This window comes from Gabonibacter massiliensis, from assembly GCA_001487125.1.
GTDB lineage: Bacteria > Bacteroidota > Bacteroidia > Bacteroidales > Marinifilaceae > Gabonibacter > Gabonibacter massiliensis.
In genome coordinates this window covers 44,969-59,977 of the sequence record LN913013.1, presented here as the reverse complement: position 1 = coordinate 59,977, position 15,009 = coordinate 44,969, and the positions used below count along the sequence as shown (strand labels likewise).

The window sequence follows — 15,009 nt, the reverse complement described above, 5'->3', positions numbered from 1 at the left end:
TTCTTATTTTTCAAATTCATGCAATTTTTCACTCTCGGTATCTTTATACCCGTTTAAGCGGGACAACATCTCGTCAAAGTCAATCTGATGCGCATCAAATTCCGGTCCGTCGACACAGGTAAACCGGGTTTTTCCTCCCACTGTAACCCGGCAAGCTCCACACATACCAGTACCGTCCACCATGATAGCATTTAAGCTGGCTATCGTGGGAACGTCATATTCCCGTGTCAATTTCTCACAAAACTTCATCATGATTGCCGGACCGATAGTCACAGCCAAATCGATCTTCTCCCGTTTTATAATCTCCTCCATTCCCTCCGTAATCAATCCCTTCTTTCCGTAAGAACCGTCATCCGTCATAATAATCATTTCGTCCGACGAAGCCCGTATCTCATCTTCCAAAATAACCAAATCCTTCGTCCTTCCGGCGATCACCGATAGGACCCGATTACCGGCCTCCTTAAATCCTTTGACAATAGGCAACAAAGGTGCGACACCGACACCGCCCCCGCAAGCCAACACCGTTCCTACTTTTTCTATGTGAGTCGGTTTTCCCAATGGTCCTACTAAATCCGTGATATAATCCCCTACCTCCAAGGCACATAATTTCCGGGAAGAAACTCCCATCACCTGCACAACTAATGTAATACTCCCCCGTTTTAAATCGGCATCCGCTATCGTCAAAGGCATTCGCTCTCCCTTCTCCCCCACCCGCACGATGACAAAATTACCGGGTTTTCTCGCCTTGGCGATCAAAGGGGCCTCCACTTCCAATTTCACCACCCGCTCCGAAAAATAGGTTTTACTCAGTATCTTATTCATATCCGTTACTCTCCTAATATTATATCACACATTCAAAGGGTGTGAAGATAATAAAAAATATCAACAAAAAACACCCGTAACCTCCTTCTCTCCTTCATATATGACATTTCAACATCAAAATACTATATTTGCAATAAATATAAATCGATTATCCGCTATGAACAATAAGAAAGAAAAAAAGGAAAAAATAAACGTGGTATACTCTACTGATCCCAATTTTCAATACGAATACGACGAAGAAACAGAAGCAGAAACGCTGGCTCCGGAAAAACAGAATCTCAGGGTATCTCTCGATTCCAAACAACGCAAAGGTAAAATCGTCACGCTCGTGCAGGGTTTTATCGGCACGGAAAACGATCTAAAAGAATTAGCCAAATTACTTAAAAACAAATGCGGGGTCGGCGGCTCCGTGAAGGACGGCGAAATCATTATTCAGGGTGAGCTCAAAGAAAAAATACTCACCATTCTAAAAGACAACAACTATCGGGCCAAATAAAAAAGCAGCTTTAATAAGCTGCTTTTTTATTACGTGCTACAACCATTTCACTAAAGCAAAATCTTGCCTGTGCGGTAGCAAAGGATTCTTCGGATAAATGCGTAGACCTAACGTAAACAGCCCCGGATCATCCGGAGTGATCTCTACCGAATAGAGAGCCTTGCCGTTTTCAAAAGAAATCGGGGCAAAATCATAGGTAGAACGAACGACCATTTTTCCGTTTACCTGTTCCGTAACGATCAACTCGACTCCCACATCGTCGATCGAAAGATCTCCTATATCCAAAAGAACTTTCCCCACGTACGACTTACCTAAAGAGATGATCTGTTTCGACTTATCCGGAAGAGTCAGCGAATCAACAGTTACATTCTCCCATTCGCGTCCGACTTTTTTCTTCCATTCCGCAATCTCTACGGCTAAAGCATCATTATCGGCTATCAATTTATGATACCGACGGGACATCGGCAAGTAAAATTTCTCCTCGTAATCCGTCAACATTCGATTCGAAGTAAAGTTGGAAGCGACCTTGGCTATCGTATTCTTAATATACTCTACCCAGGCCGACGATATGCCGTTTTCTTCTTTGGCATAGAAAACCGGAGCGATCTCAGTCTCAATGATATTATAGATCAATTCTGCATCCAGTTGATTCTGGAACTCTTGATTCTCATAGGTACGTTCCATGGGTAAAGCCCAGCCTGCTCCTTTCTGATAACCTTCCACCCACCAACCGTCCAACACGCTGAAATGCATAACCCCGTTCATAGCCGCTTTTTCCCCGCTCGTACCTGAAGCTTCCTGCGGGCGGGTGGGGGTATTCATCCACACGTCCACCCCCTGCACCATCCGGCGGGCCAAATCCATATCGTAATTAGGCAAAAAGACGATCTTCCCTAAAAATTGCGGATACTTGGAAACCTCCACGATTCGCTTGATCAAATCCTGCCCCGCCTGATCCGCCGGATGAGCCTTCCCGGCAAATATGAACTGCACCGGACGATCCGGATTATTGACAATCTCGTTCAAACGATCCAAATTGCTAAACAGAAGATGGGCACGTTTGTAAGTGGCAAAACGCCGGGCAAAACCGATAGTCAAAATATCATCCCGCAGCTTATCTTTAATCTCTACCAACTCTTTCGGGGTAAAATAGGCCGTATCTCCTCCATCGGCTAAACGACGTTTAATATGACGTATCAACCGGCTCCTCAATACTCCCCGTACTCCCATGATCCGTTCGCTATCCACCTGATATATCCCTTCAAAGCAGGAGCGGTCGTAATGATGGGTTTTAAACTTCTCCCCGAAAACCTCCTGATGAATCGCTTTCCATTCGGGAGCTGTCCAAGTAGGGTAATGGACTCCATTCGTCACATAACTGATATGCAGCTCTTCAGGCATATATCCCGGCCACAAGCCTTTAAAAATCTCCCGGGTGACCTTCCCGTGCAACCAACTGACCCCATTCACTTCCTGGGATAAATTAGCCGCCAAAAAGCTCATGGAGAATTTTTCGTTCGGATCTCCCGCATTGATTCTTCCTAAAGCCAACAACTGTTCCCAAGTTATTTTCAACCGGTCGGGAAAATAGGAAAGATACCCCCTCAACAAATTCTCCGTGAAAGCATCGTGTCCTGCCGGCACGGGCGTATGCGTCGTAAACAGCGATGACGCGCGAACGACCTCCATCGCCTCGGAGAAAGCAAGGTTCTCATTCTCCACGTACTCCCTCAACCGTTCCAACCCAGTAAAAGCAGCATGCCCCTCGTTACAATGGTATACATCAGCAGAAATATTCAGCTTACGCAAAGCCTGAATACCTCCCAACCCCAATAACAACTCCTGCTTCAAACGGTTTTCCCAATCTCCGCCATATAAATAATGTGTTATACAACGATCACCTTCCTGGTTATCCTCGAAGTCGGTATCCAACAAATAAAGCTCCACTCTCCCCACATCAACCCGCCAAATCCGGGCCGATACGTTACGTCCCGGAAAAGCCAGGCTTACCGTCAACCAATTCCCCTCTTTATCCCGTACGGGATTAACCGGAATTTTCATAAAATCTTGCGCTTCGTATTCCGCTTCCTGATTCCCTGCTGCCGAAAACTTCTGTGTAAAATAACCGTAACGATACAACAAACCGACACCCGTGATCCGGGTTTGCTTGTCGCTCGCCTCTTTCAAATAATCCCCTGCCAATACCCCGAGTCCGCCGGAATAGATTTTCAAAGAAGAATGCAACCCGTATTCCATGCTAAAATAAGCGATAGAAGGATCGTTCATTTTCTTTTTTCCCTCCATATAATCCTTAAATTTAGCATAAACTCTCTCCAAACGCTGTACGAACTCCTCGTCCTTCTCCAACTCTTTATAACGGTTCAAAGAGATCTTATCAAGAAGGGCTATAGGATTATGCCGCGTCAACATCCACTGCAAGGGATCTACACTCTTAAACAAATCCACGGCCTCCTCATTCCAGCACCACCACAGGTTATCGGCTAATTGTTCCAAGGCGCGCAAGCGTTCCGGAATAGACCTGTGAATGATCACACTCACCCAGGTCGGCGTAGTGTTAATCATCTGTTTGTCGATAAACGCCACCTCTTCCGCCTCGTTCACAGGCATATCCTCAATTCTTAAAGCTACCTTCTGCAAAGCAATTTCGTATGCCTTATGATAATAAGTAATCAGATGTTCCCATAAAGCAATCCGGGACACCTCTTTTGCATTTTCTTGGTAGTTAAGGTATTTATCCGGTGTCAGTACGGCTATATCCTTTATTTTATCCGCTATTTCGTGCACGACAACTTCATTATTCCGGTCGTCCCGAGCAATAACGTCTATTCCGGGGTGCTCTTTGGAATAATGAGTCTCCACCCATAATCCGAAGCCGGCCAAAGTCGTTGTTATCGTGGGAACCTTAAATGCCAGACTCTCCAAAGGTGTATACCCCCAGGGCTCGTAATAAGAGGGGAACACCGTCAAATCCATGCCCACCAACAGATCATAATAAGGTACGTCGAATACCCCGTCGCTCCCGTTCAAATAGCTGGGACTGAAAAATACTTTTACCCGATCCTCTTCCCGGTTCAACAGTTGTTCCTCGGCAACCTTCGACAATACCGGATCATGATCCGGATCTGTCAACAGATGTGTTACGTAAGGATGTACGACCTCAACAGCCTGATACGGCTTCTCCATGTTATTTATCAGCTCTGCATTCACCCCTTGATGCCCGGCCGGAACCAAGATGAATGCCACGATTTCTCTCGTGTTGCCCTGATCCCGGTTCAAACGTCCCAAAGCCTCGATAAATACATCGATTCCTTTATTCTTAAATTCGTAACGTCCGCTGATTCCAACGATAAAGGCCTCCTCAGAAATAGCCCTCCCGGATAATGCCTGAGCTACTTTCAATAGTCTCTTTCTTCCGGCTTCTCTCTTCTCCGAGTAAATACCATCCGGGGGAGTGAAACTATTTTCAAATCCGTTCGGGGTAATCATATCGACTTTTTTCCCGAGAAAATGAGCACACTCTACAGCCGTAATCTCACTTACCGTTGTAAAACAATCCGCAAATTCGGCCGCCTTGCTCTCCATTGACTGCTTCGCTTCCACCCGAAAACGATGAGCGACCTCAGCAGGATTATACTGTTGTATGTGATCGTACAAAGGCAGTCCGTTTCCCGCAATACTCCGTCCCAACACGGTGGCATGAGTGGTAAAAACACATCCCACCTGTGGAAGAACGTCTTTTAAATAGAGAAGACCGCTGCCCGTCATCCACTCGTGAAATTGAGCAATGACATGTTGGCGGGAAGAGGCATTGTAGCGTACAAAACTCTCTATGACTTTTCCTGCCGTGTAACCGAACAGAACAGGTTCGATATAATCCCATTGTCCGGTTAAGGAGTCCAATCGGAATTTTTCCCAGAAAGAGGTCAATATCTGATCTTTTTGGGCAATGAATGTGGTAAAATCAACTAATATCACCACCGGATTTCCCGCGATATTCCAACGCCCGACTTTTATTCGCAACCCTTCACGGGATACTTTGGCCCTCCACGATTTAAACAAATGCGGATCCTCCGTAAACTCCGGATTCGGTTCATTGTACCTCCATACATCCGGCCCTATCAGGATATGATTATTTTTGAACTCTCGGGCCATACTTAAGGCTTTCGTGGAAATAACAGTGTGTATACCACCAACTTTATTACACACCTCCCAACTCACCTCAAACAAATAGGCGGGATTTTTCAATTTTATATTGTTCATGTTTTAATTTTAAATTACAAATACAGATCGGCATTACTACACCGCTAACCCATACATCGTAGCTTTTGGTTATTTAAGATTATTTTTTCTTTTTAGTTACCGTATTCTTCGTTTTCTTCTCTACTTTTTTCCCCTTATCTTCTAACTCCTTTCCAGCTTTTACCTCCTTTCCAGCTTTTTCCGCAGAAACGACATACGTTTTCTCTTTAGGCTTGGTAGATCTTGCAACCTTCTTTTCGGGAGGTGTTTTACCCTCCTGCATTATTTCTCTCTTCGATACAATATTACTCTTTTTTTCCAAATCATCAACCCTTATGATAAAATCACTCAATACATTCATATAATTAACAAAGGCTTCATAAGGCGATTCGTATGGCGAACTATGACGACGAAAATCTCCATCGGAAAAAAGCTTGGTCCCCATATAATAAAAATGATCGCTTGCCTGCAGACGTTTATAATCCTCATTCAATACGGGATCATTTATACGCTTCACTCTCTTCTGAATCTTATACAACTCTTCAAAAGCCTCGGCCTGCAACTCATTACCCAACCATCCGGTGATATCCCGTTCTTCATCTGCCCAGGATATCGGGAAAGGTACATGCAAAGGAGCTACCGGCTGATGTTTCTTAACAACCTCTTTAGGAGTCAAGAATTCAAAATCAGTCGAAGCAAACACAGCCTCAGGTAAATGCCGCATAAAATCAAAAATACCGCTCTCTTGTGATTGATACTCTCCAAAAGTTTCATAATTCATAAACAAATTGACGATTTCACTCTCCCGGACACTCTCTTTTAACCAACCGGCATACTTTTCCGCTGTCAGAGGCCATTCGCTCCAGCTCCGATCCGAAAAACGCATGGTAATATCATCACTCAACCTGGAGTTTTTCAATAACAATTTTAATTTGGGATTGATCGAATTGGTATATAGAAAATTCGGACTCTTCCATCCCAACACGTGTTTTGCCCCATCCGTCAACATGGCTTCATACCCCATTGCCGCCACTCGCTCGCCAATCTGATCCGAATAGATCAAAGAGGAGTTACGCAAGGTTACCGGACGTTGTCCGAACAACTCTTTTACCTTGCGCGCATGCTGTTTCACCTGGGCTTCGAATTCATCGGTAGAGGACAACGAGGCCAAGGAATGGGCGTAAGTTTCCGCCAGAAATTCAACGCATCCCGTCGCCGCCAATTGCTTAAAACTCTCGATCACCTCCGGAGCATGTAATTCGAATTGCTCCATAGCAGAACCCGAAATAGAAAAGCTTATTTTAAAATTACCCCCGTAACGTTGGATCAACTCTAACATCAACGCATTCATCGGTAAATAACAATTCTCCGAGACTCGGCGTATCGTGGAACGATTGATATAATTATCAAAATAATCACTGCGTTTCCCAATATCAAAGAAACGGTATTTTCTTAGCCGAACCGGCTGATGTATCTGGAAATAGAAACATAATGTCTTTCTCATAACCTTATATTTTATTTATTTTTATTTACTTACAACCTCTTTCATCCCTTTCCGTCCTCAACGTCCCGCGTTAAACTCATTAACAAGCTCTTCATAAATGAATTTAATTTTTAAAGCCGCATTTCTCCATTTCAATTGATTTACTTCACCCAATCCCTCACGGCCTGCTACCACGGACAATGCCGGATAAGCCAGCAGGCCGTATATGGCATCGGCCATAGCATCCACATCCCAATAATCCACCTTTATCGAATGTTTTAATACCTCTGCCACACCCGATTGTTTGGATATGATGGTCGGCACTCCGGAACGCATCGCCTCCAACGGCGTAATACCGAACGGTTCAGATACGGAAGGCATCACGTATACATCACTATAAGCAAACATCTTCGGAACCTCCTCACCATACAGGAAGCCGGTGAAATGGAAATGAGTAGCCATCTTCAATTGTGCCACCCGGCGAATCGAACGATTCAACATATCCCCGCTTCCGGCCATAACGAAACGTACGTTCGGATAACGTTGCAAAACTTTATAAGCCGCCTCTATAAAATATTCCGGTCCTTTTTGATAGGTGATCCGGCCTAAAAAAGTAACGATTTTCTCTTTCACGCCGCGTTCCACCTCGACCTCTTCACGAGACTGAAAATCTACCGCATTATGAACGGTCACCACCTTCTCCGGATTTATCCCGTACCGATTAATGACTATATTCCGGGTCAGATTGCTCACGGTAATCACCCGGTCAGCTTCCTCCATACCCTTGCGTTCAATATCGTACACCTGCTGGTTCACCCGTTCACCGCTACGGTCAAATTCCGTCGCATGTACATGGATCACCAAAGGCTTGCCCGATATCTTTTTGGCCACGATCCCGGCGGTATAGGTCAACCAATCATGGGCATGGATCACATCGAACTGCTCTTTGGCGGCAACCGTCCCGGCAACCATCGCGTAACGGGCCACCTCTTCCATCAAATTAGCTCCATATTTGCCGGAAAACTGAAATTTATTTCGAAAAGATATTTTCTCCTCTTTTTCCCCGACCTTCAACGTTTGATGAACACTTCTTTCAAATGCCTCCGGATCGAGATAAGGAACCAGATTGGAATCAATCTCCATAAAATGAATATTCTTCCAATACTCTTCCAGATCGGAACACGTATTCACGACCTCAACATCACTCGCATTAATAATTCTCACGGCACTTTGATCCTCATCTCCCCCGGCTTTCGGCATCACAAACATTATTTCGACCCCGTATTCGGCCAATCCTTTCGTTAAACCGAAAGAGGCAGTTCCCAATCCTCCCGAAATATGAGGAGGAAACTCCCAACCAAACATCAATACTCTTGTACTCATATCATAACTCGATTTCAAAATTTGAGAATCCAGACACGAAACTTCCGTTCTTATTTCCGTTTTCTCTCAAATTTTTTGATTAACGCTAAACTTCTTAACACCTCTCCGACACTCCATGCCTGAGAGATACATCCACCAGGCCTGTGAATGGGGTCTCCGTCATACACTTCCGCGATAGAACAAACTCCGTAAGTGGTCATATCTTCCTCGAATCCGGCCAGTAGCTCTTTCACCGCAGGCAAAGCCTGCTTCCCCCTCAGTTTCAGACTGGCCTCGATGTAAGGACCGATCAACCACGGCCAAACCGTTCCCTGGTGATAAGCCGAATCCCGTTCATTCTGATCTCCCTCGTAACGTCCCTTATATGAAGCACTTTTAGGCGACAACGTACGTAATCCCTTGGGTGTTAACAACTCGCGGCGTACCACATACAACACCCTCTCTTTCATATCATCGCTAATCGGGGAGTACTCCAAAGAACAAGCTATAACCTGATTCGGACGAACCAAGGTATTCTGACCGGTATGATCTACATAATCGGCAAGGTATTTTCCCTCTTCATACCAGAATAATTTATTGAAGCTCTCCCGAATCTTTTCCGGCATTTCTTTCCATTCTTCCACGAAGCGGCGATCGGCAGCTTCCTCTGCCAGGCGCAAACTGTAACACACGGCATTATACCACAAAGCATTGATTTCTACGGCATAACCACCCCGAGGAGTTACCGGTATTCCTTTCACGATAGCGTCCATCCAAGTCAGGGCTTTACCGGGTTGTTCGGCCCAGATTAAACCGTTCTCCTCCATCTTCACCCAAGGATTCGTACCGTACCGGAAAGCCTTCAATATGGCTTTCATCTTACTCCCGTAATTTTTCCAGATAAATCCCTTCTTTTTCATCGCATCGTCCAATTGCTGAAGCGTCCAAAAAAACCACATCGGAGCATCTACCGAATTGTACGCCGCATCCTGACGCTTTCCGATATTCGGGAACAATCCATTATGCAATTGACGGACCATCGTATCGATCACCTCCTTACAACTTTTTATATCCTGTTCGGCAGCCAAAGTGATTCCGGGTAAAGCGATAAAAGTATCTCGCCCCCAACGCCCGAACCAGGGATAACCGGCTACCACTTCCGTATCCTTACCGTCATGAACAATAAATTGAGAAGCCGAGTATTTCAGACAATTCTCGAAATTATCCCTCGGCATACGCAGATCCACCAACCGTTGAAACTTACGCTTCAGGACGTTCGGATTGACCTCCTCCACAGAAGCCGAGAAAACGATACTCTCCCCTTTTTTGATCGGAACTTCAAAATAACCGGGGACAAATAAATCCTCCCGATAGTCATACCCCCTTGCTTTCTCTTCCAGATATTCGATATTGTAATACCAATCCGGCACTGCCACGAACTCATTCGGTTTACTCAATTGCATATTCAATGAGGGAAACCCAACATATAACCTCGACCTTATCCCGTTAGTAACCGATTCGTATTTCGTATTGGCCATCATATTGGCCTTACTCAAATCATGCACATTCCGATACGCCAAAAAAGGTTTTAAACGCAACAACGTATCCGAATGAGCATCTACCAATGTATAGCGGATCATTACTTGTGCCTCGTTATGCACCATGATCAACTCTTTCTTCAGAACCACTCCTCCTACCCGATAGAGTAACGTCCAAACAGGCTCATACTCACAATCGACAATATACTTATGTCCCCGGGGATCATACACGCCGGGGTATTTATGAATACCCAAATTAAACGATTGACCATGCTGTACGATAGTCTCATCCAACGAAGAGAGCAACACATGGTTCATACCGCCGAATTCTTCGATCGGAAGTATCAGTAGACCATGATACTTTCTCGTATTACAACAAACAATAGTTGTTGACGCATATCCCCCCGCCCGATTGGTCGCTAAAACCTCCCGGTGCAGAGCATACTCTAAATTGACTAACTCTTCTTTATTGAATTTTAAATATCCCATAATCTGCCATTTAATATATCAAAATCAATTATTATTACCTTCTTATCACGAACGATGCATAACAAATGCACTCCGGGCGGGAAGATACAAACTCAGTTGGCTTCTACCGGGAGCGATATAACGCGTAAAATGTTCCACGTTCTCGTCAATCCTTCCGAAACCGTCAAACAACGCACTATCCGTATTCAGTACCGTCATATACTTTCCCGGAGGAGCATCGAATTGATAATCCATAAAAGAAACCTCAGGATTAAAATTAAAGACGAACAAAAAATCTCCCCGGGTAAAAATCAAAATCTGCCTCTCGTTATCCCTCACCAAAGGAGAAGGATATCCCACAAATAGCTGATTCTCTTCAACGAAATGAATCATAGCCCGATCAAAAGCATTCAAAAAACGAAAACGTAACTGCTCATCATCGACCAAGCTCCATAATCTCCGGGCATGATCGTAACTCCAATTATTCCCCTCTCGCGGGAAATCAATCCACTCCGGATGCCCCCACTCATTCCCCATAAAAGAAAGATAACCGTCTCCTGCCGTTCCTATCGTCACCAAACGAATCATCTTATGTAAAGCAATACCCCGGTCAATGTGTATATTTTTATTAAAAACACTCATCGAAGAGTATATAGCCTTATCGACCAACCGAAAAAAAATTGTTTTATCACCGACCAAAGCCTGGTCGTGACTTTCGGCATAGCTAATCGTATGTTCCTCTTTCCGTTTATTGGTCAGTTCGTAAAAAAGATCCCCCACGTGCCATTCTTCATCTTTCCTATCCTTCAACAACTTTATCCAGTAATCCGGCACCCCCATACTCATACGAAAATCGAACCCCAATCCTCCTTCTTCTACCGGAAAAGCCATACCCGGCATTCCACTCATATCTTCGGCTATCGTAATCGCCTCCGGATTTACCTGATGAATCACCCGGTTGGCCAAACCCAAATAAACAATAGCATTTTCATCCTGATCGCCGTCATAATACATCCGGTAATCCGTGAAGTCCCGATTGATCCCATGATCCCAATATATCATACTCGTAATCCCGTCGAAACGAAAACCGTCAAAATGGAATTCATCCAACCAATATTTGCAATTGGATAACAGGAAATTAATCACCTGATGCTTGCCGTAATTAAAACAACGGGAGTTCCATAAAGGATGATATCCCTGTTCTCCGGGGTAAAAGAACTGGTCGTACGAACCGTCAAAACGACTTAATCCCTCCATCTCATTATTGACAGCATGCGAATGAACAATGTCCATAATAACCCGTACACCCATTCCGTGAGCGGCATCAATCAAAGCTTTCAACTCCTCCGGAGTCCCGAATCTGGAACTAACGGCAAAAAAATTAGATACCTGATACCCGAAAGAACCATAGTAAGGATGCTCCTGAATTCCCATCAATTGCAAGGTATTATATCCCAAATCCACCATACGGGGAAGCACAAATAAACGGAACTCCGTAAATGTGGAAACCCTCTTGTGTTCGGTAGACATACCCACGTGCGCCTCGTATATCAAAGGGTGAACAGTACGATGAGGAGATTTATATTTCATGCGATACGGATTCTTCGGGTCCCATACCTGAGCACTGAATATTTTGGTATACTCGTCCTGAACCGCTCTTCTGACATGAGTAGGGATACGCTCTCCCGCTCCGCCGTCCCACTCCACCAACAAACGATAAAGCATCTCATGAGACAAAACACTTTCCGGCAATACGATCTCCCAATCCTCACTATTTATTTTTTTTAAGGCATAGTCCGGATGTTTCCGCCAATCGTTAAATACCCCGATCAAATACACAGCCGTAGCATGCGGCGCCCATTCCCTGAACACCCATCCCCGGTCCGTTTTGTGAAGACCATAGTATAAATAAGAATTACACAGGTCGGCCAATCGCGTTGCCCTACTCGTGAATTCCTTCTCCAAAGCAAGTATCCGTTCATGTCTTTCCTGAATAACCTTCGCAAAAGGCTCCAATAATTTATCTTGATTCACGAGTTCCGGTTTCATATAATTGATCTAATTTAATTTTTTTGAATAATCACTTCCCTGCTTCAAATAAACCATTTTTGCATTACGTTGGGATGTATCTTCTGTTACATTTTTATTACTTAATTACGAAGAATTGAGTCATTTAGTTGTATTATAAACCTTTTTTATTTTGCGGGAATTTTAATTTTACTCCTTTCTTTATTTCCCTGAAGAGTTTTTTTCTGAAATAACCTAAATTGGTTACAAGATAACAATATTTAAGCCAACAAGAGTAGATTATACCAATTTTAACATATTATATTTTAAGAAAAGATTAATATATCCATTTACATATATTTACAATCATTTTTTCATCAAACTCCAAGCTACAATCTTTATTTTTTTATTTTTGTCCCAAAATCGCACGGAATGAAAAAAATCTTATTAAATACGGCTTATTTCCCTCCAATACAATACTTATCTAAAATAAAAGATTACGAAGAAGTTATTATCGAACAATACGAACATTACGGAAAACAAAGTTACAGAAACCGCTGTGACATCATGACCGCCAACGGAGTGATGACCTTATCCGTTCCGGTAATAAAAGCAACGAGTAAAAAGATATTAACCAAAGAAACTTGTATAGATTACTCCACCTCGTGGCAAAAACTTCATTTTAAAGGTATTGAATCCGCTTACAAAAATTCTCCTTATTACGATTATTACATGGACCATTTCACCTCTTTTTTTACAAAAAAAGAGAAATACCTGCTCGATCTGAACATGAAGATAATACACGAAATTCTCGATATCCTATCTTTAAATAACACGATCGCCCTGTCGACAGACTACGTCAACACTCCCGACCATTGCGACGATTTCAGGGATGTCATTCACCCCAAACCGTCCAGGCGCAAATTTAACGATCCTTTTGTTGCCAAACCCTACCATCAAACTTTTGCCGAGCGTTTTCCGTTCGCCCCAAATCTCAGTGTCATGGATCTTCTCTTTAACGAAGGTCCCGATGCCACTCTCTATTTATAGCAAAAAATCCATATACACGGGAACCAAAAATACCCGGCCCAGCGACTCTTCTACCTGCGATGCAATAATACGATATTTTCCACATGATGCGTATGCGGAAACATGTCTACCGGTTGCACTGCCATTACTTTATAATCAGCATCCATCAGGTGAAGGTCGCGTGCCTGTGTTGCCGAATTGCAGCTGACATAAACGATACGCTCCGGCGCAGCATTCAATATGGTATTTACCACATCCGGATGCATTCCGGCACGCGGAGGGTCGGTAATAATCACATCGGGTTTGCCGTGACGGGCGATAAAAGCCTCGTTTAAGACCTCCTTCATGTCTCCCGCGTAGAAAAGCGTGTTGGTAATCCCATTGATGGAAGAATTTACTCTGGCATCTTCGATAGCTTCCGGAACATATTCAATTCCGATCACCTTATGGGCATGACGAGCGATAAAATTAGCAATCGTACCCGTTCCCGTGTAAAGATCGTAGACAGTTTCATCACCCGTTAACCCGGCCAAGTCCCGGGTTTGAGCGTACAGGTTATAAGCCTGTTCCGAATTGGTCTGATAAAATGATTTCGGGCCGATCTTAAACTTCAACTCTTCCATTTGTTCGTATATGTGATCCTCACCATGAAAGCAAATTACTTCCTGATCGGTAATCGTATCGTTCAACTTCTCGTTTATCACGTACATAAGAGAAGTAATTTCCGGAAAAGCCCCGACCAAATGTTGAAGTAAACACTCCCTTGCCTCCCGCTCTTCGTGTCCAAAAGTAATAATAACCATGATCTGGCCCGTGGAGGAGGTACGAATAATTAAGGTACGCAAAAATCCTTTTTGTTCCCGTATATTATAAAAACTCAAACCTTGGGCAACGGCATAATCCCGTATAAAGTTACGAATGGCATTGGACGGTTCCTGCTGCAAATGACAGGTTTTAATGTCCACCACCTTATCGAAAAGCCCCGGGACATGAAAACCTACCGCCGGAGAGCGTTCGATCTCCTGGTCGCAACCGATCTCTTCACGAGTCAAAAAACGCTTGTCCGAGAATGTAAATTCTAATTTGTTCCGGTAATGCCGGGTTCGCGAGGAACCTATAATCGGACATATATTCCGGAGCTCAACCTTTCCGATTCGTTGCAGATTATCTACGATCTCCTGTTGCTTAAAATCCAATTGCCGTTCGTAAGGCAGATTCTGCCACTTGCAACCGCCGCATATTCCGAAATGAGAACAGAAAGGCTCTGTCCGGATATCGGCATATTTCTTCACATTCACCACGAAACCTTCCAAAAAACTTTTTCGTTTCCTGGTTACCTGAACATCGACAACATCACCGGGAACGGTATTGGGAACAAATAACACTTTTTCATCCACGTATGCGATGGATTTACCTTCCGCTGCAATTTTTTGAATTTCGATATTTTCCAGTAACGGTTTCTTTCCTCTACCCATAAACTTAAAACACTTCAAACTTCAGATTAATACTCTCAAAATTTTGAAGGGCAAATATACAAATTAAAA

9 protein-coding genes are annotated in these 15,009 nt (G+C 43.8%); 2 read left to right on the top strand and 7 right to left on the bottom strand.

Annotated elements, in window-relative coordinates:
* Positions 1 to 3: 3 nt before the first annotated feature.
* Complete coding sequence (locus tag BN3283_RS04510) at positions 4 to 822, bottom strand: sulfide/dihydroorotate dehydrogenase-like FAD/NAD-binding protein (RefSeq protein ID WP_041504566.1); 819 nt, start codon at positions 820 to 822, stop codon at positions 4 to 6.
* 157 nt (positions 823 to 979) lie between these two features.
* On the opposite strand from BN3283_RS04510, the gene BN3283_RS04505 reads away from it, so the two are divergent.
* On the top strand, positions 980 to 1,318 hold the full coding sequence (locus BN3283_RS04505) for a translation initiation factor (RefSeq protein WP_041504567.1): 339 nt from the start codon (positions 980 to 982) through the stop codon (positions 1,316 to 1,318).
* Between the two features lie 36 nt (positions 1,319 to 1,354).
* Here BN3283_RS04505 and glgP read toward each other — a convergent pair whose 3' ends face one another.
* The 5 genes from glgP to BN3283_RS04480 all read right to left on the bottom strand — a co-directional run bounded on the left by glgP (position 1,355) and on the right by BN3283_RS04480 (position 12,478).
* Complete coding sequence (glgP, locus tag BN3283_RS04500; protein ID WP_059025805.1) at positions 1,355 to 5,599, bottom strand: alpha-glucan family phosphorylase; 4,245 nt, start codon at positions 5,597 to 5,599, stop codon at positions 1,355 to 1,357.
* A 79-nt stretch (positions 5,600 to 5,678) separates the two neighbouring features.
* Positions 5,679 to 7,082, bottom strand: a complete 1,404-nt coding sequence (locus BN3283_RS04495; protein ID WP_041504572.1) for a glycoside hydrolase family 57 protein — start codon at positions 7,080 to 7,082, stop codon at positions 5,679 to 5,681.
* Between the two features lie 57 nt (positions 7,083 to 7,139).
* Positions 7,140 to 8,444: a glycosyltransferase family 4 protein gene (locus BN3283_RS04490; RefSeq protein WP_059025804.1), complete on the bottom strand. Its 1,305-nt coding sequence runs from the start codon at positions 8,442 to 8,444 to the stop codon at positions 7,140 to 7,142.
* 50 nt (positions 8,445 to 8,494) lie between these two features.
* The gene (locus BN3283_RS04485; RefSeq protein WP_059025803.1) at positions 8,495 to 10,450 is read right to left on the bottom strand and encodes an amylo-alpha-1,6-glucosidase; all 1,956 of its coding nucleotides are present in this window, start codon (positions 10,448 to 10,450) and stop codon (positions 8,495 to 8,497) included.
* A gap of 45 nt (positions 10,451 to 10,495) precedes the next feature.
* A complete protein-coding gene (locus BN3283_RS04480) occupies positions 10,496 to 12,478 on the bottom strand; it encodes an alpha amylase C-terminal domain-containing protein (RefSeq protein WP_059025802.1) in 1,983 nt (660 codons plus the stop codon).
* 390 nt (positions 12,479 to 12,868) lie between these two features.
* On the opposite strand from BN3283_RS04480, the gene BN3283_RS04475 reads away from it, so the two are divergent.
* A complete protein-coding gene (locus BN3283_RS04475; protein ID WP_041505601.1) occupies positions 12,869 to 13,486 on the top strand; it encodes a WbqC family protein in 618 nt (205 codons plus the stop codon).
* Between the two features lie 50 nt (positions 13,487 to 13,536).
* On the opposite strand, the gene rlmD is transcribed toward BN3283_RS04475, so the two are convergent.
* The gene (gene rlmD, locus BN3283_RS04470; protein ID WP_059025801.1) at positions 13,537 to 14,940 is read right to left on the bottom strand and encodes a 23S rRNA (uracil(1939)-C(5))-methyltransferase RlmD; all 1,404 of its coding nucleotides are present in this window, start codon (positions 14,938 to 14,940) and stop codon (positions 13,537 to 13,539) included.
* Between the last annotated feature and the right edge of the window lie 69 nt (positions 14,941 to 15,009).